We start from the raw sequence: 24,820 nt of genomic DNA on the forward strand, positions 1-24,820 counted from the left end.
GTCAACGCTCCCCTAGACAGTCTGCGGAACCATCGTAGGCACCTTCGCCCGAGACCTGTGACCCGAGCCTCCGGTGAAACTCGCAAAGGGCGCGAAAGGTGTCACCAAGTTCGCTGACAGCGTCATTTCGAACCGGTTTGGCGTCCCGGGCGCGTCTCGGGCGAGGATGGCGGTGTGGATCAGGACATCAGTCTGCTGCTGCGCGGAGACCGGCCGGACGACCGTGCCGAGCTGACGAGGCTACTCGAAAGCGAACCCGGACGACTGGAACTCCTCGTCGCCTGGGAGGACCCGGCGGCCCAGCGCATCGCCATGGCGGCCGGCTTCACCCGCGAGGGCACCCGCCGCCTGCCGGGGAGAGAGTTGCAGGTCTGGTCCCGGCTGGCCGGCGACCCGACGGAGCCGGCGCCCCGCCTGCTGCCCGACATCCCCGGCGGCGAGCTCAGCGACGGCGTGGTGACGCTGCGCCCGCTCGGCGAGCAGGACCTCGCGTTCTACACCGAGCTGCACAATCTGCCGGAGGTGGTGAACACCAGCGTGCCGCCGCTTCCGCCGACGCCCGAGGAGCTACGACGGCGGTGCTCCCGCGCGGAGGCGCAGTGGCTGGCCGGCACCCGCGCCGAATTGGTGATCCTGGACACTGTCACCGGGGCCCCGGCCGGCGAGATCGCGGTCTACTACCAGGAGCCGCCGACCAATCAGGCGATGATCGGGTACAGCCTGCTGCCGTCCTACCGTGGGCGGGGTCTGACCACCCGCGCCGCTCAGCTCGTCGCGCTCTGGGCTTTCGCCGAGACGGACATCGTGCGGCTGATCGCCGGCACCGCGCCGGACAACGTCGGCTCGCAGCGGGTCCTGGAGCGGGCCGGTTTCCGGCGGGAGGCATACCTCAGCTCCCGGCTGCCCGGTCCGGACGGCACCCGGATCGACGACATCCAGTACGTCCTTCTCGCTGGAGACCTGCTCGCACAGGCCTCCAGCGGGTCTGCCCTTTTTTCAACCTGACAACGGGCCGAGCCGCCGGGCCGCTGAACGGCGCTGGCTGGGGCGGCCCTCGTCACGCTGAAGAAAGTTCATCTGTCACTCGCCCAGACTGAGGATCCCGTAGTCGTACCCGCGGCGGCGATAGACGACGCTGGGCCGGCCGCTCTCCTTGTCCTGGAACAGGTAGAAGTCGTGGCCGACGAGCTCCATCTGGAACAGCGCGTCGTCGACGGTCATCGGCTCGGCCGAGTGCTCCTTCTCCCGGACGATGCGCCACGGCTGGTCCGCGCCGTGCTCGGCCAGCTCGGTGTCGAGGGCGGGCTCGGCGACCATGGTGGCGGCCCGGCCCGGGCTCACGTCGGTGGGGAGGTTGGCGGTCGCTGCGGCGACGGACACTGGCGCATGCCGGCCGCGGTGCACCCGGCGCCGGTCGGCGGAACGCCGCAGCCGGCCGTCGAGCTTGTTGATGGCGCAGTCCAGGGCTGCGTAGAAGTCTTGTGCCTGGGCCTCGGCGCGAACGACCGGGCCTCTCGTCATGACGGTGATCTCCACCCGCTGGCAGGTGTCGGACTGTCGCGGATTGCGTTCGTGGAAGAGCTCCACGTCCACTCTCATCAGCTTCGGGTCGTAACGCTCGACCTTGCTCAGCTTCTCGGCGACATGCTCTCGATAGTGATCGGGAACCTCTACGTTGCGGCCCTTGACGACAATGTCCACTCGTGACCTCCCCCAACGTTGTGCTTGCGGGCGCCTGACGCGGCGCGTGGTGCTCAGAGAAGACGCCGCGTTGACTACCACCGACGCGGCCGACGTGGGTGAGACGACTCCTTTCCGGTGCGGGGACTGGACCCGATCAGCGCTCCGGTGGTGGGTGAACTTTGCGATTCACCCCTCGTCACCTAGACGCTAACGTGCCTCTGCCTCTCCGTCACCACTCGTTTGGGATAACCGATGGCTGACGTTCGCCTCTATCGGCAGCCCGGGACGGCATGGGAGTCAAACACCGGGAGTAATTTTTCGCAGTTGCGTCGCTGCCAGCACTGCGGCACCCGTGACCTGCATCTCCGCCTCCTCAAACCGGCGAACCACCGCGGCCAGAGTGGCACCGGTGGTGACGATGTCGTCCGTCACCACCAGGGTGCCTCTGTTCTGGCCGCCGCGTCGCAGAACGCCGATTCGAGGATTGATTCGCAGGGAATTGACAGCCGCCGTATGCCGTGCGGCAGCATCCAGTGACGTGGAGTCAGGGCGGGGCAGCGCCCGCAGCGGCTGCGCCATTGTCGCGTCCCAGCCGGCCGCGCGCAGCCGGCGCAGCGCGTGCCCGGTCATCCGCGCCATGTGGTCGCCGTACCGCTCGCGGCGTGCCGCAGCCGTGGAGGGCACCGGCACCAGCACCACCGGGCGGTCGCGCGGCGCGAGCATCGCGACAGCGCCGGCCAGGAGCGCGCCAAGAGGCCGGGCGAGCCGGTGCCGGCCCTTTTCCTTGTACGCGAGAAGAGCGCCCCGTAACGCGCCGGAGTAAGCCCCGACTGTCACACAGTCCGGAAACCCGGCAGGCGGCGGTGTCGGCGCCGCCGGACGCGGCCGCAGCCCCTCCAGCTCGGCCACGCAGACCGCGCAGGTCCCGCACGTCAGCCGGACCCGTTCCGCGCCGCACCCGGCGCACGCGCCCGGCAGCACCAGGTCGGCCAGCTCGCCGAGGAGCGCGGCGACCATCAGTTCAGGAAGAACGGCGCCGTCGGCACGGTGTTGACCGGCCGGTTGCTGGGCGGCTCGGCCAGGCTGCCGGCGACGATCTGGACCGGACCGGAGAGCACGTCCCAGGCCGCGTCCGCGGTCGTGAAGGACACGAAGTCGGCGTTGCCCTGCTCGTTGCTGCTCTGGTTGACCGGGTTCTCCGGGTACGCCGTCACGTAGGTCACCGTGTCATCCCCGAGGTCCGGCAGCCGCGGGTCCTGCAACGCGCCGTCGATCGTCACGTCCAGGATCGCCACCCGGCCCTCGCGGACGCCCGCCACGGTGAGCCAGCCCTCGCCGCTGAAGTCGGCCGCGGTGACAGTGTCCAGCGGCGGCCGGAGCAGTTCCGGCTCGCTGAGCGACACCCCGTCGCCGCTGACCGTCAGGACCGCGCGGTAGAGCCGCCCGCCCGCGACGATCGCCACCCGATGCCCGTCCGGCGCCACCGTGATCGCGCTGATCTTGCCGGTCACGCCGGAGACCTGCACCGGCTGCGCGGCGCCGCCCTCCGCCCGGAAGCTATACAGCCCGTCGCTGGCGATGATCAGGCCGAGCGCGGACTCCGGGGCGCTGTCGGTGGTCAGCGCCCAGACCGGGTAGCCGAGGCCGCCCGGCAGACCGCTCACCGTGTGCAGCGCCGCGTCCTGCCCGCCGCTGGTCAGCGTGGCGCCGACGCGCAGCGCCGCGCCGCCACCGGAACCGGTGACCAGGGCGGCGTAGGTGTGCTCCGCCGACGTGCTCAGCGCGGCGGTCCGGACGTCCTTGTTCGCCTGCGGCGGGATGGCCGGGATCGCCGCGACCGCCTTCCGGGACTCGGAGAGCCGGACGATCTTCCCCCCGTAGATGGCGAACCGCTCCGGGAACTGCTCCAGCCGGTACGCGGCGTTGCTGGTCAGGAAGTTGGTCCCGTAGTAGTTCTCGGTCTCCTGGTGTCCGATCTTCAGAGCCAGGTTCTCCGGCAGCAGCGGGCGCAACGACCACTGCAGCTGCCGTCGCAGCCGGTCCAGCGCCTCCGCCGCGCCCTCGGTCGGCACCGCCTGCGCGCTCAGGTTGATGGTGAGCGTCTGGTCGGCGATCGCCGGGATCTTGCCCTGGAGCGCGGTGCCCTCCGGCAGCACCTCGACGACGCTCCGGAGCCAGGGCGCGGGGCCCTCGATCAGCCAGCCGAGGACGGTCGTCGGGACCTGCTCGATCGGCACGTCGTGCAGCATGTACCGGACGTCCGGGACCAGGCCGGTGTGCTCGGTGTTCCAGAAGTAGATGGTCCGCTGCGTGTAACGGCTGGCCAGCGCCGTGTCGCTGATCAGCAGAACCGGCGGCGCGTCGAGGACGTAGAGCGAGATGCCGTCCTCGGCGGTGCCGAGGGTGATCTCGTACTTCCCGCGGACCGGCTCTTTCGGCGGCTCCAGCAGACCGTTCTTGCCGAGGGTGCCGATCAGCTCGTAGGTGAACTCGACAGCGGAGCGTCCCTGCGAGACCAGCGGCGTCCCGATCACCCGGATCACCCGCGGTATCGCCACCGGCTTGAATTTCTCGGCCACCGCCGGAGACATGAACTCCCGGACCCGGTCGGTCGCGCCGTCGTAGTCACCGGCCGCCGCGGCCAGGTAGTTGACCACGAACTCGGTCCGGTCACTGGTCGAGGTCCGGGTCTCCTGCGCCGACGTGTTCTCGCTGCCGGAGGTGATGCCGGTGGACGGGCCGGGACCGACAGCGGTGACCCCGGTGTCGTCCGGGATGCCGCAGCCGGCGAGCGTCAGCGCGGTGAGGGCGACGACGGCCGGCAGAGCCGGCACAAGACGATGGGAACGAAGCATCAGCCTGTGACCTCCGCAGGACGGTCCCGGGGAATGAGCGGGAGCGGCGCCGCGACCAGCCGGTCACCGGCACGGACCGGCAGCGTGAGGCGGAACTGCGAGCCCTCGCCCGGCGCGCCCCACGCCTCCAGCCAGCCGCCGTGCAGGCGGGCGTCCTCGACGCTGATGGACAGGCCCAGGCCGGTGCCGCCGGTCTGCCGGGCCCGGGACGGGTCGGCGCGCCAGAACCGGTTGAAGACCAGGCGTTCCTCGCCCGGTTTCAGCCCGATCCCGTAGTCGCGGACGGTGACCGCCACGGCCGCCTCGTCGGTGGAGAGCGTCACCACGACCGGTTTCGCCTCGGCGTGCTCGATCGCGTTGCCGACCAGGTTGCGCAGCACCCGCTCGACCCGGCGCGGGTCCACCTCGGCGATCACCGGGGTGTCCGGCAGGCGCAGCTCCACCTCGACACCGGCGCGCTCGGCCAGGCCGGCGAGCCGCTCGGCGACCCGCTCCACGATCGGGACCAGGTCGGTGTGCTCGGCGTCCAGCGCGGCGAAGCCGGCGTCGAACCGGCTGATCTCCAGCAGGTCGGTGAGCAGGCCCTCGAACCGGTCCAGCTCGGCCTGGAGCAGCTCGGCGCTGCGGGCCACCGCCGGGTCGAAATCCTCCCGTTCCGAGAAGATCAGGTCGGCTGCCATCCGTACCGTGGTCAGGGGTGTTCGCAGTTCGTGAGAGACGTCCGAGGTGAACCGGCGCTGCAGGCGGGACATCTCCTCCAGCCGGACGATCTGCCGCTGCAGGTTCGCCGCCATCTGGTTGAACGCCGCGGCGAGCAGAGCGAGGTCGTCCTCACCGTCGACTTTCATCCGCTGGTCGAGCAGGCCGGCCGAGAGCCGCTGCGCGGTCCGCGCGGCCACCCGGACCGGGGTCACCACCATCCGGGTGACCAGGGCGGCCACCACGCCGAGCAGGATGACCAGGGCGATCCCGGTGACCAGCACGGTGGTCCGGATCTGGTTGGCGGCCCGGTCCTCGGTGGTGAGCGGCACCATGTAGTAGAGCTCCAGGTGACCGAACTTGGTCGGCACCGGCGAGCCGTAGACCAGGTATTTCGTGGTGACGCCACCGAGCTCGGCGGTCCGGATCTGCTGTGCCACCTGACCCTTCTCGGCGACCGTCCCGATCATGTCCGGCGTGATCAGGTCACGCGTGTCCACGGGCGGCAGCGTGACGGCCGGCAGATCCTGGTAGTGCTCGGCGCGGATCGAGATGATCGAGCCGCCGTCCTCCGCCTGGTCGCCGTCGACGAGGTCGTTCACCGTGTCGTTGATGGTGTTCGGCAGCTCCGGGTCACGCGCCTGCGGGTGCAGCGTGAGCTGGCTGTACGCGTACGCCACCTTGCCGCTCATCGACGAGGAGATCTCGTCCTGGGTGCGGCTGAGCAGGATGTTGGCGCTCTGCGCCGCGATGAACCAGCCGAACGTGCTGACCAGCAGGCTGGAGCCGATCAGGGTGAGGGTCACCACCCGCAGCTGCAGCGAGCGGCGCCAGGCCCGCCGGGCCGGCGCCGTGTACTGCCGGGTCTGCCGGGCGACCATGCGCCAGTAGCGCCGCACCACTCGCAGGGCACGGCGCACAGGCATCGGAAGCCACGACGGAGCACGCATCTCGCGGCAAAGAGTAACCGCTCGTTCGGCCTAGCCCGTCCCAGCCTTGTAGCCGACCCCACGCACCGTAAGAATGATCTCGGGCCGCTCAGGGTCCGGCTCTATCTTCGCGCGGAGCCTCTGGACGTGCACATTCACCAGCCGGGTGTCGGCCGCGTGCCGGTAACCCCAGACCTGTTCGAGCAGCACCTCGCGGGTGAAGACCTGGCGCGGCTTGCGGGCCAGCGCGACGAGCAGATCGAACTCCAGCGGGGTCAGCTTCACCTCCTCGCCGTCGCGGGACACGGTGTGCGCCGGGACGTCGATGGTGATCTGGTTGCCGGGCGGTCCGATGGTGAGCATCTCCGGCGCGGCGTCCTCGCCCCGCCGCAGCCGGGCCCGCATCCGGGCCACCAGTTCCTTGGGCTTGAACGGCTTGACCACGTAGTCGTCGGCGCCGGACTCCAGGCCCAGCACCACGTCCACGGTGTCGCTCTTGGCGGTGAGCATGACGATCGGGATGCCCGACTCGGCTCGGATGGCGCGTGCCACGTCGATGCCGCTCATGCCGGGAAGCATCAGGTCCAGCAGGACGATGTCGGGACGGTTCTCCCGGAAGGCGGCCAGGGCACGTTCACCGTCCGCGACGAAGGAAGGCAGGAAACCTTCGCTGCGCAGGACGATGCCGAGCATCTCGGCCAACGCGGGGTCGTCGTCGACGACCAGTACCCGGGCTCTCATGCGGTCCAATATTGCACTGTCCTCCCAGTCTTCGCGCTACCTGGGGGTCGATCTTGTCCGGGAGGCGTACTCGTGGACAGGAAAACGGGCGGTCCCGTGGCGGGACCGCCCGTGGCGCGCGACCTGTGATCAGGCGCCTGGCCGGTCGAACTCTCCGGCTCGGACACCGGCGATGAAGCCGGTCCAGTCACCCGCGCCGAAGGTCAGCACCGGGCCCGTGACGTCCTTCGAGTCACGAACCAGCACCGCCGCCGGAACGCTGGCGACTTCGACGCAATGCCCAGCAGCGCCACTGCGGCTGCTCTTGCGCCAGGTAAGCGTGGCGTTCTGCATGATCATCTCCTTCCATGGAATGCTTCTCCATTGGACCTCACCCGGAGCTCTCAACGAGCGAGACGATCCCTCGTCTCAGCGATGGCCGTTCGGCTCTCTTCTAGCGACAATGCGCGTTCCTGCAGGTCATCGAATGCGTCGCCGTAAACGTCGATCTCCTCCGGCTTCACCCGGAAGAGGCCGCCGGTCAGCCCCTCGATGTGCACCACCGGGTTACGCGTACCCGGGGCGAACTCCAGGACCAGGAACGACTCGACGAGACCGGCGTGCGCGCCGGCCTGAAACGGGAGGATCTGCAATTCGACGCCGGGCCGGGTGCTCGCCTCGTAGAGCCGGCTCAGCTGCCGGTGCTGCACGTCCCGGCCGCCCACCTCGCGCAGCAGGACCCCCTCGTCGATGACGAGGCGCAGATTGGGCGGCGGATCCCGGGTCAGCACGTCCTGCCGGCGCATCCGCAGCGCCAGCCGGCGCGAGATGGTGTCGGTGTCGTCGATGTCCGCGCCGGTCTCGATCACGGCTCGCGCGTATTCATGGGTCTGCAGCAGGCCCGGCACCACCTGGGCCTCCCACTCGGAGATCCGCACCGCCTCGCTCTCCAGAGCGAGGTACTCGTCGTACGGATCCGGCACGGAGGACCGGTACGGCGTCCACCACGCGCGCGCCCGCCCTCGGCGGGCCAGGTCGCGCAGCCGGCTGCGGTCCTCGACGGCGACGCCGTAGAGGGTGAGCAACCGGTCCAGGTCGGCCTCGCTGATGCCGGTGTGCGCGGTCTCGATCCGGCTCAGTTTCGACTCGGACCACCCCAGTGCGGTCGCCACGTCGACAGCGCGGCGTTCACCGCGGAGCCGGCGCAGTTCACCCCCGAGCTCACGGCGTGCAGTCGATGTCGGCCTCGCCACGGAGCCACCATATCGGCGTATCGATGCACCGTTGCAAGTTGCACTGACACATTGCACTTGCAGCGCCGATGAGCGGCGTGACGTAATGGTGGAAGAGAGCCGGCCCCCGAGGGCGGCAAACCCCGGGGAGAAAAGAGCCCCCGTTCGGCGGGCGAGCGGGGGCTCCGGCATGTCTTGACGCCGGTCTAGTAGCGGTAATGGTCCGGTTTGTAGGGTCCCTCGACCGCGATTCCGAGGTACGCGGCCTGCTGCTTGGTCAGTTCGGTGAGCTTCACGCCGAGCGCGTCCAGATGCAGCCGGGCCACTTTCTCGTCCAGCTTCTTCGGCAGCACATACACCCCGACGGGGTACTCCTCGGTCTTGGTGAAAAGCTCGATCTGGGCGATCGTCTGGTTCGAGAAGCTGTTGCTCATCACGAACGACGGGTGCCCGGTGGCGTTGCCGAGGTTCAGCAGCCGCCCCTCGGAGAGCACGATGATCGAGTGCCCGTCGGCGAACCGCCACTCGTCGACCTGGGGTTTGATCGTGATCCTGGTGACGTCGTCACGGCGTGCCAGCCCCGCCATATCAATCTCATTATCAAAATGGCCGATATTTCCGACGATAGCCTGATGCTTCATCTGCGCCATGTGCTCATGCGTGATCACGTCGAAGCATCCGGTCGCCGTCACGAAGATATCCGCATATCCCACGACGTCGTCCATCGTCGCGACCTGATACCCGTCCATCGCGGCCTGCAGCGCGCAGATCGGGTCGACCTCGGTGACGATCACCCGGGCGCCCTGCCCGCGCAGCGACTCGGCACATCCCTTGCCCACGTCGCCGTATCCGAAGACGACCGCCACCTTGCCGCCGATCAGCACGTCGGTGGCCCGGTTGATCCCGTCGATCAGGGAGTGCCGGCAGCCGTACTTGTTGTCGAACTTCGATTTCGTCACCGAGTCGTTCACGTTGATCGCCGGAAAGAGCAGCGTCCCCTGCTGCTGCATCTCGTAGAGCCGGTGCACGCCGGTGGTGGTCTCCTCGGTGACGCCCTTGATCCCCGCGGCCACCCGGGTCCAGCGCCGGTCGTCCTCGGTAAGGCTCCGGGAGAGCAGACGGAGGATCACCGCGTACTCGTCCGACGAGGCGCTCTCGGCCGGCGGCACCACACCGGCCTTCTCGAACTCGGCGCCCTTGTGCACCAGCAGCGTCGCGTCCCCGCCGTCGTCGAGGATCATGTTGGGCGCCTCGCCGTCCGGCCAGAGCAGCACCTGCTCGGTGCACCACCAGTACTCCTCGAGCGTCTCGCCCTTCCACGCGTACACCGGAACGCCCTGCGGTTTCTCCGCCGTGCCGTCCTTACCCACCACGATCGCCGCGGCCGCGTGGTCCTGCGTCGAGAAGATGTTGCACGACGCCCAGCGCACCTGCGCCCCGAGAGCGGTAAGCGTCTCGATCAGCACAGCGGTCTGGATCGTCATGTGCAGCGAGCCGGTGATCCGCGCGCCCCGCAGCGGCTGGCTCGGCCCGTACTCGGCACGCAGCGCCATCAAGCCCGGCATCTCGTGCTCAGCCAGCTCGATCTCCTTACGCCCGAACGCGGCGAGCGACAGGTCCGCGACCTTGAAATCACCCATCGAGACCCCCTTCCATTGGGTACGGGCTCAGCGGTCACCAGACGCAGCCAAAACTCCCGTGGCACCCGGCGCGAGCCCCTTGCCACTCATCCTGGCTGCCGCGCCGCCGGCAGGTGACCGGAACACAGACACCGCAACCTGTCTCCAGACATAGCGAACTGCCTCCGGACATAGCGAACTGTCTCCGGACATAGCGAACGGGGCGACAGGCCAAAGCCCGCCGCCCCGTTCATCCCCCCGGTTTGGTACCGCGCGCGTCCGTGGGACCCCCCGATCACCAATGACGCTGCGTGCTTCTAGATTCACACTCCGCAACCACCATGTCAAGTTATTCCAGCAAATTTCGGACTAAAGCCGCCCCATAGCCGCCCCATAGCCCCAGCTCACCGCCCACCGCCCCCAAGCCACAGCCCCCGCAGCCCCGGTCCCAGAGCCCTCAGCCGCCAGTCCTCAGCTCACCCCGTAGCCGGAGCCGGAGCCGGAGCCGGAGCCGGAGCCGACGGATGTTCCCAGCCCCCAGAACCTGCCGGAACTACGGCTGACCGTCCCGAGCCGTAGCCCACGCACGTTCCCGGCCCCAAAACCTGCCGGAACTACGGCTCACCGAGCCGAGCCGTAGCTCAGGCATGTGATCAAGCTGGTTCGGCGTGCCTGCGCTACGGCTCGCGATCAGGCCGGAACCGCCGCGACGAAGACCACGCCGATGCCGGCCGCGGTCAGCGGCCCGGCACTGGCCGGCGCGTAGGCGGCTCCGCCGGGACGCACCTCCACCGGCACGCCGTGCTCCTCGCCCACATGCACGTCACCCGACGCCCCGAGGATCACCCGCGGCCCCTTGCCGGGCAGCTTCACCGGCGCCCGGTCCTCGCTCAGCGTGACCCGGTACAGCTCGAAGTCGGGCACCGGAACCTTCCACGACGTCACGCCCGGCGCGATCTCGGTGGGGTGCAGCAGCGGATCTTCCAGGACCTCGAAGCGCAGCACCCGCAGCAGTTCCTCGACGTCGACCCGCTTCGGGGTGAGGCCGCCGCGCAACACGTTGTCGCTGGCCGCCATCAGTTCGACGCCGAGGCCGCCGAGGTACGCGTGCAGGTTACCGGCCGGCATCCAGATCGCCTGGCCGGGCTGCAGCCAGACCAGATTGAGCAGCAGCGCGACGAGCACACCGGGATCGCCCGGGTAGTAGCCGGCCAGATCGACGGCGAGCACGAACGACGGCGTGTGCGGGTGGTCGTCGGGAATCTGGCGGGCGGCCGCCGCGACCTGCTTGATCAGGTCGTCGCGGTCGGCCTCGGGCCAGGTGAGCAGCAACTGGACCGCGTCGGCGAGGTCGCCGTTGCGCAGGGTGGCGACGATCGGGGCGAGCTGGGGCAGTTTCAGCTCGCCGAGCACCTCGGCGGAGACCTCCGGCGACCGGAACCCGCAGAGCGCCTCGAACGGGGTGAGCGCCACCAGCATCTCCGGCTTGTGATGCGCGTCGGTGTAGTTCTTCGGCGCGCCCGGGTCGAGCTCCTGCCGGGCGTAGGCGGCCTTGGCGTAGGTGGCGTCCGGGTGCGCCTGCAGGGAGAGCGGCGCGCCCGCGGCCAGGACCTTCATCAGGTACGGCAGACGGTCCCCGAAACGCTCCACGACCGCGCCGCCGAGCTGCCCGGCCGGATCGTCGGCGATGAGCTTGTTGAGCGCGACCGGCCCGTCCGGCCCGGACACCGTCGCCGGGTCGCCCGGGTGCGCGCCGAGCCACAGTTCCGCCTCGGGCCCGTCGGGGGCGGGGCGGCCCTGCAGCTCGGCGATGGCGGTCCGGGAGCCCCAGGCGTAGGCCCTGATCGCTCCGTGAAGCGGGTACACGGTCATACCCGGCAAAGTAGCAGCTATCCGGCGGCTGCGGAGGATGCTGCCGAAGCCCGGTAGATGTCCGGCTCGATGTAGATCACCCGGGCGATCGGGACCGCTTCCCGGATCCGGGCCTCGGTCTCGTCGATGTGCTTCGCGACCTCTTCGGCGCTCTCCGTCCGCGGCACCGCGATCTTCACGGCGACCAGCAGTTCCTCCGGGCCGAGGTGCAGCGTCTTCATGTGGATGATCCGCTCGATGCCGCCGCCGGCGAGCACCGCCTGCTCGATCTGCCGGACCGCCTCCGGGCTCGCGCCCTCGCCGAGCAGCAGGCTTTTCGTCTCGATCGCCAGGATCGCGGCGATCGCCACCAGCAGCAGGCCGATCGCCGCGGTGCCGGCCGCGTCCCACCGGCCGTCCCCGGTCGCCAGCGTCATCCCGACGCCGAACAGCGCGAACACCAGGCCGATCAGGGCGCCGGTGTCCTCCAGCAGCACCACCGGGAGCTCCGGCGCCTTGGCCCGGCGCACGTAGTTCACCCAGGACGTTGCGCCGCGGGTCCGGTTCGACTCGGTGATCGCGGTGTAGAACGAGTACGACTCCAGGCCGATCGCGACCACCAGGACGACGACCGGCACCCACTGCCACTCGTCGATCCCGTGCGGGTCGTGCCACTTGTGGTACGCCTCGTAGAGCGCGAACAGCCCACCCACCGTGAACAGCACGATCGAGACGATGAACGCATAGATGTAGCGCTCCCGCCCGTACCCGAAGGGGTGTTCCGTGGTTGCCTCTCGTCTCGACCGCTTGCCGCCGATCAGCAGCAGCAACTGGTTGCCCGAGTCGGCGACCGAGTGGATCGACTCGGCCAGCATCGACGACGAGCCGGTCAGAACGTACGCACCGAACTTGGTGACCGCGATGCCGAGGTTCGCGCTGAGTGCCGCGATGATCGCCTTGGTGCCGCCCTCAGCGCTCACGCGATCCCGTCCGCGATCGGGTTGACGAGCTCTTTCATCTCGCTGATCGCCGGCACGGCCATCGGGTCGAGCCCGTGCGCCAGCGCGAGGTAGAGCGACGCGAAGTCCGGGACGGCGACCAGCGACGCGAGCCGCTCCAGCGCCGAGCCGCCCTCGGCGGTGAGCACGTCGCAGCGCACGCCGCGCCGCTCGGCCAGGGTCTGGATGGCGTCGGCGCGACGCTCCTCGACGGCGACCGGCTCGTCGGCGTCGTCCTCCGGGTTCAGACCGCCGTCGCGGAAGACGACCAGGCGCAGCCGGGTCACGTTCTCCTCGGTCTCCTCCGGGTCGGCGAAGATGTCCCGGTTCGTCTCGGCGAGGCCGCCGAAGACGCCGTCGAGCAGGCCCACCCGGCCACGGCCGGCCTCGCCCAGCGCGCCGGCCATCACCGGGTACCTCGCGTTGGCGGCCAGGGTGTCGCCGAAGCGCCGCGCCGCGACAGTGGCCAGCGGCGACGAGCCCCAGACGATCGGGACCGAGCCGGCCAGGCCGAGGGCGAGCGCCTTGGCCGGGTTGACGAAGGAGTCCGCGGCGGGACGGCAGCGCTCGGCGTCCGCGTCGAGCCGGGTCGCGGTCTCGGCGATGTCCGCCTCGGTGACCTTGACGAGGCCGAGGGCCCGGCCGGCGAACAGCACCGGAATGGTCAGGCCCCAGATCGTGGCCCGGGCCGGCGCGCGGCGCGGCACGCCGATGAACGGCGCGCGGGCCCGCTCGGCCATCGCCTCCAGCTCCGAGCCGGGGTTGCCGATCGCGACCAGCCGGGCGCCGCGCCGGGCGGCCGCCTCGGCGGCGGCCAGCGCCTCCGGGCTGCGGCCGGACGCGGAGACCGCGATCACCACGTCGGCCGCGCCGACCCAGCCGGGCACGCCGGCGCTGCGGTGCCCGATGATCGGCACTGGGCAGCGCGGGCCGGCGACGGTGGCCAGGATGTTGCCGGTGAGGCCGGCGGTGCCGATGCCGGCCACCACGACCGCGCGCGGGCGGCCCTCGTCGGCGAGCATGCTCAGGTCGACCTCGGCGGCGAGCGCCGCCGACTCACGGACCTGGGCGCCGGCCGACGCGGTGGCCCGGAGCATGCCGCCCGGGTCGTTGCCGAGCATCGATTTCTCGTCGTCGAGCAGCGCCTCGTCGGCGATCCGGTGTCCGTTGACCCCGGCGGTGCCGTCCAGCGGGTTCACCATCAGGAGGCCTCCGTCGCGGTCCCGGGCTTGCGCGCCTCGTCGAGCAGGAGGATCGGGATGTCATCCCGCACCTCGAAGATCAGACCGCACTCGGTGCACGTCAGCGTCTGCGCGCCGGCGTCGTAGTCGAGCGGGGCGTGATGCGTGTCCGGGCACGCCAGAATGTCCAGCAACTGCTGATCGAGCGCCACCGGTTGACTCCTTATCGCACCGACGTGAGTGAGCAATCTTCAACCTGACATCGGGCCCGGAGGCGCCGGGCCGTTGTCCGGCGGCAGCATGCGAGGCCCTCGTCACGTTGAAAAAGGCTCAGTGGTCGAGGCGATCCTATCCACGAACGATCGCGAGGACCTCGTCACGCAGCTCCGCCATCCGCCGCGCGTCGGGCGCCTCGACGTTGAGTCGCAGCAGCGGCTCGGTGTTCGAGGCGCGCAGGTTGAACCAGGCACCCCCGCCGACCTCGAAGGTCAGACCGTCGAGATCGTCCACCAGGGCGTCCGGGAACGCGGTCCGCACCTCTTCGATCTTGGCGGTGGCGTCCGCGACCGTGGAATTGATCTCACCCGAGGCGGCGTATCGCTCGTACTCCGCGGCGAACTCGCTGAGCGGCAGGTCCTGCCCGCCGAACGCGGCCAGCACGTGCATCGCGGCGAGCATGCCGGTGTCGGCGAACCAGAAGTCGCGGAAGTAGTAGTGCGCCGAGTGCTCGCCGCCGAAGACCGCGTTGCTCGCCGCCATCTCCGCCTTGATGAACGAGTGGCCGACCCGGCTGCGCACCGGCTTGCCGCCGTGCTCCCTGATGATCTCCGGAACCGCGGCCGAGGTGATCAGGTTGTGGATCACGGTGCTGCCCGGGAACTTGGCGAGCTCGCGCGCGGCGACCAGCGCGGTGATCGCCGACGGGGAGACCGGGTCGCCCTTCTCGTCCACCACGAAGCACCGGTCCGCGTCGCCGTCGAACGCCAGGCCGATGTCCGCGCCCTGCTCCCGGACCGCCTTCTGCAGGTCCACCAGGTTCGCCGGGTCCAGCGGGTTCGCCTCGTGGTTGGGGAACGAGCCGTCCAGCTCGAAGTAGAGCGGAACGATCTCCAGCGGCAGCGCCGGCAGCACCTGGTCGCCGAGCACCGCCGGAACCGTGTAGCCGCCCATGCCGTTGCCGGCGTCCACGATCACCTTGAGCGGCCGGATGCCGGAGAGGTCGACGAGCGAGCGCAGGTGTGCCGCGTAGTCCTTGAGCGAGTCCCGCTGCTCGACCCGAGCCGGGCCGTCGGCCTCCGCGTTCAGGTCGCTGAGCAGGCCCTGGGCACGCTGCCGGACCACCACGAGGCCGCTGTCCTGGCCGACCGGGCGGGCGCCGGAGCGGCACAGCTTGATCCCGTTGTACTGCGCCGGGTTGTGGCTGGCGGTGAACATGGCGCCGGGCAGGTTCAGCGAACCGGAGGCGTAGTACAGCTGGTCGGTCGAGGCGAGCCCGATGTTGATCACGCCGGCGCCGGCCGCGTTGACGCCACGGGCGAACGCGGCGGCCAGCCCGGGACCGGAGTCGCGCATGTCGTGACCGATCACGATCTGGTCCGGCTCGTCGCCGGACTCCCGCAGCATCTCGACGAACGCCGTGCCCAGCGCCCGGGCCACCGGCTCGTTGAGCTGGTCCGGGACGATGCCCCGGACGTCGTACGCCTTGATGATCTGCGACAGATCAGTCACCGCTCGCTCCTCAATGAGTCCCCTTTGGGCTGAGGGTACCGGGCTGATCAGCACCAAAAGGCTTCAACTTCGCGGCTGCCCCGTTAACGGAGAAGATCACGACAGACACGGTCAGCTAGCCGGGTGGTTTCCGGCAGACGGTACGCGGGAGTCAGCCGCAGGGTCAGCTCGCACGCCCCGCCGAGATCGATCCGATGCCCGGTCGAGACGAAGACCGGTTTCACCCGGTCACGGGTCCGCAGCACCGCGCCCACGGTCTCCCCCGCGTCGATCAGCGGCGACCGGTCCCCGCGCTCCTCGCCGACCGGCGCGAACTCCCCGATCAGCCGGGTCTTGCCGACCCCGAACGACGGCAGGCCGGTCAGCACTCCGAGGTGCGAGGCCAGCCCGAACCGGCGCGGGTGGGCCAGGCCGTGCCCGTCACAGATCAGCACGTCCGGCCGGACCGTCAGTTTCTCCAGCGCCTCCAGCAGGGCCGGCACCTCGCGGAAGGCGAACAGTCCCGGGACGTAGGGAAAGGCGGGCCGGCCGAGGACCACGGCGGTGTCGCGCACCGAGAGATCCGCGTAGTCGAGGACCACGACGGCCGCGCCGAGCCGGTCGCCGTCGTAGGCCACGTCCAGCCCGGCCACGGTCGCCATCTTCGCCGGTCCGGGGGCGGAGACCACGCGGGAGCGCAAGATCTCCTGCGTCGCGAGGGCTTCCTCTTCGGTACGGGGCCAGGGCTGCACCGCCGAAGCATAGGAAGACACTGTTGTCTCCGGACGTGACGGGGGTCACGATGGGGGTCTGGAGGTGCCCTGGTGAACCCGTGGCTTGCCCTGACACCGGGAGACGACCCGGCCGAACGGATCCGCCAGGTCGGCCGCGCCCATGAGCAGTTCTTGGCCGGAGGGCTCCGGCCGGACCGGATGCGGACCGTGGTCGCGGACTCCTGGGCGCGGTCGGCCGCGTCGATCGGCGCGGACAGCACCGCACCCATCGACCTGGCCGACGACGACCTGGAGGCGTACCGGTCGGCCCATCCGCTCGCCCGCGTCATGCCGATCTTCCGGGATCTGCTGGGTGGCCTGGCCGACGACGGCGACCACATCCTCGCGGTCTGCGACGCGCACGGCCGGCTGCTCTGGGTCGAGGGCCGCCCGTCCACGCTGCGCGGCGCGGCCTCGATGAACTTCGTGCCCGGCGCCCGCTGGGACGAGGCGCACGCCGGCACCAACGCCCCGGGCACCGCGCTCGCCGTCGACCACGCGATCCAGATCTTCGCGACCGAGCACTTCAGCCGCCCGGTGCAACGCTGGACGTGCGCGGCGGCCCCGATCCACGATCCCGGCACCGGGCGGCTGCTCGGCGCGATCGACGTCACCGGTGGCGACCATCTCGCGAACCCGCACAGCCTGGCCCTGGTCCGGGCGACGGCGCTGGCCGCGGAGGCGTACCTGAGCCGGGCGTTGCCGCTCGGTGACCGCCCGGCGGTCGCCGCACTCGGCCGGGACGAGGCCCTGCTCGCGCTGGGCGGCAAACGGCTGCGGCTGGGCCGGCGGCACTCCGAGCTGCTGGTCCTGCTCACCGTGCACCCGGAGGGCCGCACCGGTGACCAGCTCGGCTTCGATCTGTACGGCGACGACGTGAGCCCGGTGACGGTCCGCGCCGAGCTGTCCCGCCTGCGCCGGATCCTCGGCCCGGAGCTGCTCGACTCCCGGCCCTACCGGCTGCGCGCCGCGATGGACGTGGACTTCGGCACTGTCGGACGGCTGCTGGACGGCGGCCGGGTGGCGGAGGCGCTCACCGCGTACCCGGGAATGTTGTTGCCCGGCTCGGACGCGCCGGGTGTGGTCCGGCTGCGCCGGCGCCTGGACGACCGGCTGCGCGCCGCCGTGCTCGCCACCGGCGACCGCCGCCTGCTGCAGACCTGGCTGAACGGGCCGCTCGGCACCGACGACCTGGAGTTGTGGGAGGCCTACGCCGCCCTCGCGCCGACCGATCCGGTGGCCGCCCGCCGCGTCGCCGAACTGTCCCGTGAGTACGCGCTCTGCAACGTTCTCGCAACGTAGCGGAAACTAACGTCCGCCTCGAAGAGGAGGCGTGACTATGACCATCTACACCCCGCCCGGTTCCGACGGATCGATCGTCAGCTACCAGTCCCGCTACGACCACTACATCGGCGGCGAGTACGTCCCGCCGGCCAAGGGCCAATACTTCGAGAACCCCTCGCCGGTGACCGGCCGCGTGTTCTGCGAGGTGGCCCGGGGCACCGCCGACGACGTGGAACGGGCGCTGGACGCCGCGCACGCCGCCGCTCCCGCCTGGGGCCGCACCTCCCCCGCCGAGCGCGCGAACATCCTCAACAAGATCGCCGACCGGATCGAGCAGAACCTCGAGAAGCTCGCCGTCGCCGAGGCCTGGGAGAACGGCAAGCCGGTCCGCGAGACGCTCGCCGCCGACCTGCCGCTCGCCGTCGACCACTTCCGCTACTTCGCGGGTGCGATCCGGGCCCAGGAGGGCACCGCCGGCGAAATCGACGAGGACACCGTGGCGTACCACTTCCACGAGCCGCTCGGCGTGGTCGCCCAGATCATCCCGTGGAACTTCCCGATCCTGATGGCGGTCTGGAAGCTCGCGCCGGCCCTGGCCGGCGGCAACGCCGTGGTGATCAAGCCGGCCGAGCAGACGCCGGCCTCGATCCACTACCTGTTCTCGCTGATCGGCGACCTGATCCCGGCCGGTGTGGTGAACATCGTCAACGGCTTCGGCGTCGAGGCCGGCAAGCCGCTCGCGTCGTCGAACCGGGTCGCCAAGGTGGCGTTCACCGGCGAGACCACGACCGGCCGCCTGATCATGCAGTACGCCTCGGAGAACCTGATCCCGGTGACGCTGGAGCTCGGCGGCAAGAGCCCGAACATCTTCTTCGACGACGTCAGCCGGGCCGACGACGAGTTCTACGACAAGGCGCTCGAGGGCTTCGCGATGTTCGCGCTCAACCAGGGCGAGGTCTGCACCTGCCCGTCGCGGGCGCTGATCCAGCAGAGCCACTACGCCGACTTCCTCGCGGCCGGCGTGAAGCGGGTGGAGAACCTGAAGCAGGGCAACCCGCTGGACACCGACACCCAGGTCGGCGCGCAGGCCTCCAACGACCAGCTGGAGAAGATCCTCTCGTACCTGGACATCGGCCGTCAGGAGGGCGCCCGCGCGCTGGTCGGCGGCGCTCGCGCCGAGATGCCCGGCGACCTCTCCGGCGGCTACTACGTCCAGCCGACGATCTTCGAGGGCCGCAACGAGATGCGGATCTTCCAGGAGGAGATCTTCGGGCCGGTGGTGTCGGTCACGCCGTTCGGCGACTTCGACGACGCGATCAGAATCGCCAACCACACCCTGTACGGTCTCGGCGCCGGCGTGTGGACGCGGGACGGGAACCAGGCGTACCGGGCCGGGCGCGCGATCAAGGCCGGGCGGGTCTGGACGAACTGCTTCCACCTGTACCCGGCGCACGCCGCGTTCGGTGGCTACAAGCAGTCCGGCATCGGCCGGGAGAACCACAAGATGATGCTCGACCACTACCAGCAGACGAAGAACCTGCTGGTCAGCTACTCGCCCAAGGCGCTCGGGTTCTTCTAGAGATGGCCTCCCGGGTTGACGTCACTCCGGCGGCTGCCGCGCTCATGCGGCAGCTGCGGGAGCAGCACGGTCCACTGATGTTCCACCAGTCCGGCGGCTGCTGCGACGGCAGCTCGCCGATGTGCTACCTGGAGGGCGAGTTCCGTACCGGTGGCTCCGACGTCCTGTTGCAGTCTCTGGTGATCGAGGGGGTTCCGGAGCCCATCACGTTCTGGATGTCGGCCAGTCAGTTCGAACTCTGGAAGCACACCCATCTGACAGTGGACGTGGTGCCCGGGCGGGGTGCGGGTTTCTCGCTGGAGGCGCCGGAGGGCGTCCGTTTCCTGATCCGTTCGCGCCTGCTCACCGCGGACGAATTGGCCGAACTCGCCGCTTGAGCGGTTTTCGCAGGGCCGGGTCGCCTCCGGGCGGCTCGGCCCTCGGCGTACCGCTTGCGGGGGTGCGCAATGATACGCCAGCAAACCCGATCGTGTTCCCGTTTTTCAACGAATGACACGTCCCGGGACTGGCGGCCGCTCGCTTTCCGAGGCATCGTCGTCAGTCGCCGACGAAACCTGGGAGGAAGCTTGATGCGGCTGTCACATACCAGAAAGGCGTTCACGATCAGCGTGTTGCTGATCATGACGGCTCTTCTCGGCCAGGCCGCCGCGGCCCAGACCACGTCCACCTCGACTCCGGCCGCCGCGCCCGCCACGTCAGTCGCGGCGTCACCGGCCGCCCCGGCCTCGCCGTCTGCGGCGGGCTCGCCGCCGGCCGCGGCGGGCTCCACACCGCCGGCCGCGGCGGGCTCCACACCCGCGTCGCGGCCGAACCCGGCGAAGAGCAGCGACCGGACCGAGAGCGCCGTCGCCGGCAAGCGGCACGGCAAGCCGCGCACCAACGGGCCGGCTCGCAGCATCACCACGACCGGCCGGGACGGAGTCGCGCTGACCTTCGACGACGGGCCCGACCCGACGTACACGCCGCAGCTGCTGGACATGCTGGCGAAGGCGAAGGTCAAGGCGACGTTCTGCGTGGTCGGCACGCAGGTCAAGCGGCACCCCGAGCTGGTCAAGGCGATCGTGAAGGCCGGCCACTCGCTCTGCAACCACTCCTGGAACCACGACCTCAAACTCGGCAAGAAGCCGCCCGCGAAGATCAAGGCGGACCTGGAGCGCACCAACGCCGCGATCCGCGCCGTAGTGCCGGACGCGAAGATCCGCTACATGCGGGCGCCGGGCGGAAACTTCACGCCGAAGCTGGTCAAGGTCTCCCGCAAGCTCGGCATGGAGTCGCTCTACTGGCATGTCGACCCGCGTGACTGGGAGCACCCCAAGGGCGAGTCGCACGGCGACCACCGCAAGAAGGTCATCCGGATCGTGCAGAAGCACACCCGGAAGGATTCGGTGATCCTCTCCCACGACTACGCCCAGCCGGACACGATCGCGGCCTACCGCACGCTGCTCCCGTGGCTGCGCCAGCGCTTCAAGCTGATCGCCCTGTAACGCCGGGGCGCAGTCCCGGCCCGTGTGGAATTCGGGCGCGCAGCGCACCCCAACTCAACACGCTCCCGCCCGCCCGGGCCGGCGTGTGGAAATCGGGCGCGCAGCGCACCCCAACTCAACACGCTCCCGCCCGCCCGGGCCGGCGTGTGGAAATCGGGCGCGCAGCGCACCCCAACTCCACACGCGGCCGGTGGGGCGGGGCGGGGTCAGTGGGAGGGCGGAATGACCCTCAGATGGCCGCGACGGCCCGTCTGGTGCCCAGGGGTGTGGTCGGCCTCATCGGGGCGCGCAGGGGCGGGACGGGCGGCCTCGCGGACGGCCTCGGCGAGCGCCACGAGGTCGTCGGTGGTCGGGGGCGGAGGCGCGAAGTCGCCGTCGTGGCGAACCAGCTCCCAGCCTCGCGGGGCGGTGAGGCTGCGGGCGTGCGGCTCGCACAGGTCGTAGGTGTGCGGCTCGGCGAACGCCGCCAGCGGCCCGACCACGGCCGTCGAATCGTTGTAGACGTAGGTCAGGGTGGCGACCGCCTGTCGGGGACAGCCGTTCCGGGAGCAGCGCCGTGGTGACCTCACGGCGGCACGTTATCTCCCCATCGGCCGATCTGGGGAGCGTTGCCTCGCGACACGCCGACCCGTGATGCATCACGATTCGGCCATGGCTGGCCGACACGCCGCCCCGTTGGGGCGAATTACCGGGTGAGACACACGATGCGAACAGCCTGACCACGTATGCGGCCCCGGTGGGGATACGCTGGCCGCGTGACCACCAGCCCTGAACGCCGCCGGACGGAGCCGAAGGCGACGCGCGGCACCGGCCCGGGGCATCCCACCCGGCGCGATCGGCACGGACGCGGCCTGCGCGGCCGTCTGGTGCCGGCCACCGTGCCGCTGGCCCGCACCAAGGCGGAGATCTTCGACGACTTGGTGCTGGACACGGTCGAGAGCCTGGAGCGGCGCTACGCCAAGGAGCTGGCCGGCGTCGAGTTCGCCGTGGAGGACGTGCCGCCGGAGCTCAACGTCTACGACTCGGACGTGCTCGAGGACGGCGAGGTGCCTCTGGCCCGGCTGCTGCCCGGCCGACCGGGACGGCACGAGTTGCCGCCGCGGATCGTGCTGTACCGCCGCCCGCTGGAGTTCCGGGCGATGGATCGGGAGGACCTCGCCGACCTCGTCCACGATGTGATCATCGAGCAGGTTGCCAACCTGCTCGGGGTGGATCCCGACGAGTTGGCCTAGGCCACCCGCCGTTTCAACTTGCGACGTTCACGTTCGGACAGTCCACCCCAGATTCCGAAGCGTTCGTCGTGGCCGAGTGCGTACTCCAGACAGTCGGCCTTCACGTCACAGCGGCCGCAGATGCGCTTGGCCTCGCGCGTCGAGCCGCCCTTCTCCGGAAAGAAGGCTTCCGGGTCGGTCTGCGAACACAGCGCCCGCTCCTGCCACTCAGGGGCGTCCCCGAGCAGGTCGAACCCTTCAACCTGCGCTTCCATCGGCGTGCCTCCATTTTCCGCGCCGGCCGCCAAGCCGACGCTGACCCCCCACGCACGCGGCGTGTTTCTGTGGGTTCGACGCGAAAAGTGACACATCGTCCCCACAACCCCACCAAAATTACACGCGTGTAAGACGTGCGTCGTCAAGCCGAACCTGCTAAATGGGCCCGTTTCCTACAAGCGTCGAGGGACCTTTCGTGGTCCCGTTCCAGCCCTATCTCCCGTAGCCACCGGAAGGTAACGCGGGCACGGGCGTGCACGTCCAATTTAACCCGTTTTGTAATCAAGGGGCAGGGGGTCCCCCTGAGTGGGTCCGCCGAATGGATCACGCGGTCACCGGTGCGCGTGGACAGACGGCCTCTCCACAGCGGATGAACCGGCAGGCAGATCGATGCCTCCGCGGGGATGCACCGGCGCCGCCAGGCCGTCCGGTCCGGACAGAGCGGCCACGTGCGCGGCCAGGCCCGGATCGAGCCAGCCCTCGGCGGCACGGTGGACGTACTCGGGGTAGATCGTGAGCCGTTCCCGCAGCTCAAAACCCGATTTCTCGGATTTTTCACGCAAAATGTCGATCTGCGGCCAGGGGCGCTCGGGGTTCACGTGGTCCGGAGTCACCGGCGACACGCCGCCCCAGTCGTCGATCCCGGCCCGCAGCAGCAGCGAGAACTCGTCGTCGATCAGGTTCGGCGGCGCCTGGATCCGGGCTCGCGGTCCCATCAGGATCCGGGCCACCGCCACCATGGCCGCCAGCTCACGCAGCTCGGCGTCGGGCATGCCGCGCATCGCCGTGTCCGGCTTGGCGCGGAAGTTCTGGATGATGACCTCTTGGATCTGCCCGTGCTCCCGGGCCGTCCGGCGGATCGCGAGCAGCGAGTCGACCCGCTCGGCGACGTTCTCCCCGATGCCGATCAGGATCCCGGTGGTGAACGGGACACCGGCCCGGCCCGCGTCGTCGAGCACCCGCAGCCGGACCGCCGGCTCCTTGTCGGGCGAGCCGTAGTGCGGGCCGCCCTTCTCCGACCAGAGCCGGGTGGCCGTGGTCTCCAGCATCATCCCCATGCTCGGCGCGACCGGCTTGAGGCGCCGTAGCTCGGCCTCGCTCATCACGCCGGGGTTCAGATGCGGCAGCAGGCCGGTCTGCTCCAGGACCGCTGCCGCGCAGGCGCGCACGTAGTCCAGCGTCGACTCGTAACCGCGCTCGTCCAGCCACTGCCGGGCAGCCGGCCAGCGGGCCTCGGGCCGGTCGCCGAGGGTGAAGAGCGCTTCCTTGCAGCCCTGCGCCGCGCCCTGCCGGGCGATCTCCAGGACCTCGTCGAGCTCCAGGTAGGCGGCCGGGAGGCGATGCGGCACGGTGGCGAAGGTGCAGTAGTGGCACCGGTCCTGGCAGAGCCGGGTGAGCGGGATGAAGACCTTCCGCGAGTACGTGACGACGCCCGGCCGGCCGGCTTCCCGGAGGCCGGCGTCCCGCATCTCGCCCGCGATCGCCAGCAGCTCGTCGAACTGGTCCCCGGTGGCCGAGAGAAGCGCGATCGCCTCGTCCGCGCCGATCGTCTCGCCGGCGGCGGCCCGGCTCAGGGCGCGCTCGGTGCTCGCCGCGCTCGGTACCTCGGCAACTCCTGCGATTTCCACGTTGACCTTCACCACGCTCAGCAGCCTAGGCCGGATTCGATCCCGCTGCCGCCGTGGTCATCGGGCATAGCAGTGTCGTGGAACACGGTGGCCCCGGGGTGCGGCACACCCCGGGGCGGGACCGTCACTGCCGCGGCGGGTCCTGGTCGGCCGGGCCGAAGCCGGGCCGGTCGGAGGGGACACCCGGACCGGACACCGGGTGGTTCTCCGCGCTCGGGACCACCCGGGTGGGCTCGTCGATCGGCGCCTGCGGGGCGGGATGAACAGCGCCCGGAGGCGGCGGCTGGTTCCACGCGGGCGGCGGCGGGAACCCGGGCGACGGCGCGAAACCGGCCGGCGGCGGGAACCCGGGCGGGGGCGGGAACCCCGGCGACGCCGCGAAACCAGACGCCGGGGCGAAACCGGGCGGCGGCGCCGGATATCCCGGCGGCGGGCCCGAGGGCGAACCCGGCGGCGGACCCTGCTGCGGACCGGGGTAGCCCTGCCAGCCGGGCGGCGGACCGGGCGGGTACTGCTGGAACGGCTGCCCGTAGACGCCGGGCTGCGGCCGGGGCACCGCGAACATCCCACGCCAGATCTGCCAGACCGCGTACGCCACCAGCGCGAGCAACACCAGCCAGGCGGCACGGGCGAGCAGCGCCAGGAACGCCGACCACGGCGAGGTGGAGGCGATGTCGCTCACCCCGAAGAACACCCCGAAGACCAGCCCGAAGAAGGCCGCCACCCCGTACTCGACGAGCGCGGCCAGGGCGATCGTCCGAGCTTTCGGGTGCACCGGCTGCACGGCGAGCGACAGCACCACCGCGGCGAACGGCATGAAGATCGTCGCCAGGTTCACGAAGCCGCCGAAGCTGTACTGCGTGCGGTTCAGGAAGCCGTCACCGAAGAGGTCCAGCACCGATGTGGCCAGCAGGACGGCCGGGACGCCGGCCAGCGCGTACACCGCCAGGTCGCGCAGCGGACGCAGGTACTGCCCGACGGACTTCCCGGAGGCCGGCGACGTGACGGGCGGCGAACCGGGTGGCGAAGGCGGCTGTGGTGTGGTCACGGTTACTCCCGGTGGGCTTGCAAACGGAGGCTCAGCGTAAACCGCCACCCGCAACCCGAGGCG

23 protein-coding genes and 1 pseudogene are annotated in these 24,820 nt (G+C 70.4%); 6 read left to right on the plus strand and 18 right to left on the minus strand.

Annotated elements, in window-relative coordinates; translation table 11 throughout:
- The first annotated feature begins 174 nt into the window (after positions 1-174).
- The gene (locus tag AB0F72_RS10615; RefSeq protein ID WP_360428553.1) at positions 175-1,005 is read left to right on the plus strand and encodes a GNAT family N-acetyltransferase; all 831 of its coding nucleotides are present in this window, start codon (positions 175-177) and stop codon (positions 1,003-1,005) included.
- Positions 1,006-1,080: 75 nt separating this feature from the next.
- On the opposite strand, the gene raiA is transcribed toward AB0F72_RS10615, so the two are convergent.
- The 14 genes from raiA to nfi all read right to left on the minus strand — a co-directional run bounded on the left by raiA (position 1,081) and on the right by nfi (position 16,226).
- Complete coding sequence (gene raiA, locus AB0F72_RS10620; protein WP_360428556.1) at positions 1,081-1,701, minus strand: ribosome-associated translation inhibitor RaiA; 621 nt, start codon at positions 1,699-1,701, stop codon at positions 1,081-1,083.
- Between the two features lie 279 nt (positions 1,702-1,980).
- The gene (locus tag AB0F72_RS10625) at positions 1,981-2,700 is read right to left on the minus strand and encodes a ComF family protein (protein ID WP_360428559.1); all 720 of its coding nucleotides are present in this window, start codon (positions 2,698-2,700) and stop codon (positions 1,981-1,983) included.
- The gene (locus AB0F72_RS10630) at positions 2,700-4,538 is read right to left on the minus strand and encodes an LpqB family beta-propeller domain-containing protein (protein ID WP_360428562.1); all 1,839 of its coding nucleotides are present in this window, start codon (positions 4,536-4,538) and stop codon (positions 2,700-2,702) included. The genes AB0F72_RS10625 and AB0F72_RS10630 overlap by 1 nt, the downstream gene beginning before the upstream one ends.
- A complete protein-coding gene (gene mtrB / locus AB0F72_RS10635; protein WP_360429276.1) occupies positions 4,538-6,118 on the minus strand; it encodes an MtrAB system histidine kinase MtrB in 1,581 nt (526 codons plus the stop codon). The genes AB0F72_RS10630 and mtrB overlap by 1 nt, the downstream gene beginning before the upstream one ends.
- A gap of 99 nt (positions 6,119-6,217) precedes the next feature.
- Entirely contained in the window at positions 6,218-6,907 is a 690-nt protein-coding gene (gene mtrA / locus AB0F72_RS10640; RefSeq protein WP_014688036.1) for an MtrAB system response regulator MtrA, read from the minus strand.
- Positions 6,908-7,036: 129 nt separating this feature from the next.
- Positions 7,037-7,246: a DUF397 domain-containing protein gene (locus AB0F72_RS10645; protein ID WP_360428565.1), complete on the minus strand. Its 210-nt coding sequence runs from the start codon at positions 7,244-7,246 to the stop codon at positions 7,037-7,039.
- A gap of 44 nt (positions 7,247-7,290) precedes the next feature.
- Positions 7,291-8,139: a helix-turn-helix transcriptional regulator gene (locus AB0F72_RS10650; protein WP_360428568.1), complete on the minus strand. Its 849-nt coding sequence runs from the start codon at positions 8,137-8,139 to the stop codon at positions 7,291-7,293.
- A gap of 185 nt (positions 8,140-8,324) precedes the next feature.
- Positions 8,325-9,758 (minus strand): adenosylhomocysteinase, encoded by a 1,434-nt coding sequence (ahcY, locus tag AB0F72_RS10655; RefSeq protein WP_360428572.1) that lies wholly within the window; start codon positions 9,756-9,758, stop codon positions 8,325-8,327.
- A gap of 669 nt (positions 9,759-10,427) precedes the next feature.
- Positions 10,428-11,603 carry a mannose-6-phosphate isomerase, class I gene (manA, locus tag AB0F72_RS10660; protein ID WP_360429279.1) on the minus strand — a complete coding sequence of 392 codons (1,176 nt, stop codon included), beginning with the start codon at positions 11,601-11,603 and terminating at the stop codon, positions 10,428-10,430.
- Positions 11,604-11,626: 23 nt separating this feature from the next.
- A complete protein-coding gene (locus tag AB0F72_RS10665) occupies positions 11,627-12,568 on the minus strand; it encodes a cation diffusion facilitator family transporter (RefSeq protein ID WP_360428575.1) in 942 nt (313 codons plus the stop codon).
- On the minus strand, positions 12,565-13,788 hold the full coding sequence (locus AB0F72_RS10670) for an SIS domain-containing protein (protein WP_360428578.1): 1,224 nt from the start codon (positions 13,786-13,788) through the stop codon (positions 12,565-12,567). The genes AB0F72_RS10665 and AB0F72_RS10670 overlap by 4 nt, the downstream gene beginning before the upstream one ends.
- Positions 13,788-13,979: a Trm112 family protein gene (locus AB0F72_RS10675; RefSeq protein ID WP_360428581.1), complete on the minus strand. Its 192-nt coding sequence runs from the start codon at positions 13,977-13,979 to the stop codon at positions 13,788-13,790. Before AB0F72_RS10675 ends, AB0F72_RS10670 begins: the two co-directional genes overlap by 1 nt.
- 136 nt (positions 13,980-14,115) lie before the next feature.
- Positions 14,116-15,495, minus strand: a complete 1,380-nt coding sequence (locus AB0F72_RS10680; protein WP_360428584.1) for a phosphomannomutase/phosphoglucomutase — start codon at positions 15,493-15,495, stop codon at positions 14,116-14,118.
- A gap of 83 nt (positions 15,496-15,578) precedes the next feature.
- The gene (nfi, locus tag AB0F72_RS10685) at positions 15,579-16,226 is read right to left on the minus strand and encodes a deoxyribonuclease V (protein WP_360428587.1); all 648 of its coding nucleotides are present in this window, start codon (positions 16,224-16,226) and stop codon (positions 15,579-15,581) included.
- Between the two features lie 69 nt (positions 16,227-16,295).
- Between nfi and AB0F72_RS10690 the strand changes: the two genes are divergently transcribed.
- The 4 genes from AB0F72_RS10690 to AB0F72_RS10705 all read left to right on the plus strand — a co-directional run bounded on the left by AB0F72_RS10690 (position 16,296) and on the right by AB0F72_RS10705 (position 20,594).
- Positions 16,296-17,549, plus strand: coding sequence for a GAF domain-containing protein (locus AB0F72_RS10690; protein WP_360429281.1), 1,254 nt, complete (start codon positions 16,296-16,298; stop codon positions 17,547-17,549).
- A gap of 37 nt (positions 17,550-17,586) precedes the next feature.
- On the plus strand, positions 17,587-19,110 hold the full coding sequence (locus AB0F72_RS10695; RefSeq protein WP_360428590.1) for an aldehyde dehydrogenase family protein: 1,524 nt from the start codon (positions 17,587-17,589) through the stop codon (positions 19,108-19,110).
- Positions 19,111-19,112: 2 nt separating this feature from the next.
- Positions 19,113-19,487 (plus strand): DUF779 domain-containing protein, encoded by a 375-nt coding sequence (locus AB0F72_RS10700; protein ID WP_360428593.1) that lies wholly within the window; start codon positions 19,113-19,115, stop codon positions 19,485-19,487.
- A gap of 192 nt (positions 19,488-19,679) precedes the next feature.
- Complete coding sequence (locus AB0F72_RS10705) at positions 19,680-20,594, plus strand: polysaccharide deacetylase family protein (RefSeq protein WP_360428596.1); 915 nt, start codon at positions 19,680-19,682, stop codon at positions 20,592-20,594.
- A gap of 206 nt (positions 20,595-20,800) precedes the next feature.
- Here AB0F72_RS10705 and AB0F72_RS10710 read toward each other — a convergent pair whose 3' ends face one another.
- Positions 20,801-21,163, minus strand: coding sequence for a DUF3499 domain-containing protein (locus AB0F72_RS10710; RefSeq protein ID WP_360428599.1), 363 nt, complete (start codon positions 21,161-21,163; stop codon positions 20,801-20,803).
- A gap of 297 nt (positions 21,164-21,460) precedes the next feature.
- On the opposite strand from AB0F72_RS10710, the gene AB0F72_RS10715 reads away from it, so the two are divergent.
- The gene (locus tag AB0F72_RS10715; RefSeq protein ID WP_183223054.1) at positions 21,461-21,826 is read left to right on the plus strand and encodes a metallopeptidase family protein; all 366 of its coding nucleotides are present in this window, start codon (positions 21,461-21,463) and stop codon (positions 21,824-21,826) included.
- On the opposite strand, the gene AB0F72_RS10720 is transcribed toward AB0F72_RS10715, so the two are convergent.
- The 3 genes and pseudogenes from AB0F72_RS10720 to AB0F72_RS10730 form a co-directional block, all read right to left on the minus strand.
- On the minus strand, positions 21,823-22,080 hold the full coding sequence (locus AB0F72_RS10720) for a WhiB family transcriptional regulator (RefSeq protein ID WP_014440974.1): 258 nt from the start codon (positions 22,078-22,080) through the stop codon (positions 21,823-21,825). The two genes, AB0F72_RS10715 and AB0F72_RS10720, sit on opposite strands and share 4 nt — an antisense overlap.
- A gap of 411 nt (positions 22,081-22,491) precedes the next feature.
- Positions 22,492-23,703: pseudogene (gene cofG / locus AB0F72_RS10725) on the minus strand (7,8-didemethyl-8-hydroxy-5-deazariboflavin synthase CofG); the annotation flags it as partial.
- A 130-nt stretch (positions 23,704-23,833) separates the two neighbouring features.
- Complete coding sequence (locus AB0F72_RS10730; protein WP_360428602.1) at positions 23,834-24,757, minus strand: hypothetical protein; 924 nt, start codon at positions 24,755-24,757, stop codon at positions 23,834-23,836.
- Positions 24,758-24,820: the final 63 nt, after the last annotated feature.

This window comes from Actinoplanes sp. NPDC023936, assembly GCF_040639325.1.
GTDB lineage: Bacteria > Actinomycetota > Actinomycetes > Mycobacteriales > Micromonosporaceae > Actinoplanes.

Excerpts from the sequence above, each read along its gene's own strand:
- AB0F72_RS10625 (WP_360428559.1), bottom strand. The coding sequence starts at position 2,700 with ATGGTCGCCGCGCTCCTCGGCGAGCTGGCCGACCTGGTGCTGCCGGGC.
- AB0F72_RS10630 (WP_360428562.1), bottom strand. The coding sequence starts at position 4,538 with ATGCTTCGTTCCCATCGTCTTGTGCCGGCTCTGCCGGCCGTCGTCGCC.
- mtrB (WP_360429276.1), bottom strand. The coding sequence starts at position 6,118 with ATGGTCGCCCGGCAGACCCGGCAGTACACGGCGCCGGCCCGGCGGGCC.
- mtrA (WP_014688036.1), bottom strand. The coding sequence starts at position 6,907 with ATGAGAGCCCGGGTACTGGTCGTCGACGACGACCCCGCGTTGGCCGAG.
- AB0F72_RS10645 (WP_360428565.1), bottom strand. The coding sequence starts at position 7,246 with ATGATCATGCAGAACGCCACGCTTACCTGGCGCAAGAGCAGCCGCAGT.
- ahcY (WP_360428572.1), bottom strand. The coding sequence starts at position 9,758 with ATGGGTGATTTCAAGGTCGCGGACCTGTCGCTCGCCGCGTTCGGGCGT.
- AB0F72_RS10670 (WP_360428578.1), bottom strand. The coding sequence starts at position 13,788 with ATGGTGAACCCGCTGGACGGCACCGCCGGGGTCAACGGACACCGGATC.
- AB0F72_RS10695 (WP_360428590.1), top strand. The coding sequence starts at position 17,587 with ATGACCATCTACACCCCGCCCGGTTCCGACGGATCGATCGTCAGCTAC.
- AB0F72_RS10700 (WP_360428593.1), top strand. The coding sequence starts at position 19,113 with ATGGCCTCCCGGGTTGACGTCACTCCGGCGGCTGCCGCGCTCATGCGG.
- AB0F72_RS10705 (WP_360428596.1), top strand. The coding sequence starts at position 19,680 with ATGCGGCTGTCACATACCAGAAAGGCGTTCACGATCAGCGTGTTGCTG.
- AB0F72_RS10720 (WP_014440974.1), bottom strand. The coding sequence starts at position 22,080 with ATGGAAGCGCAGGTTGAAGGGTTCGACCTGCTCGGGGACGCCCCTGAG.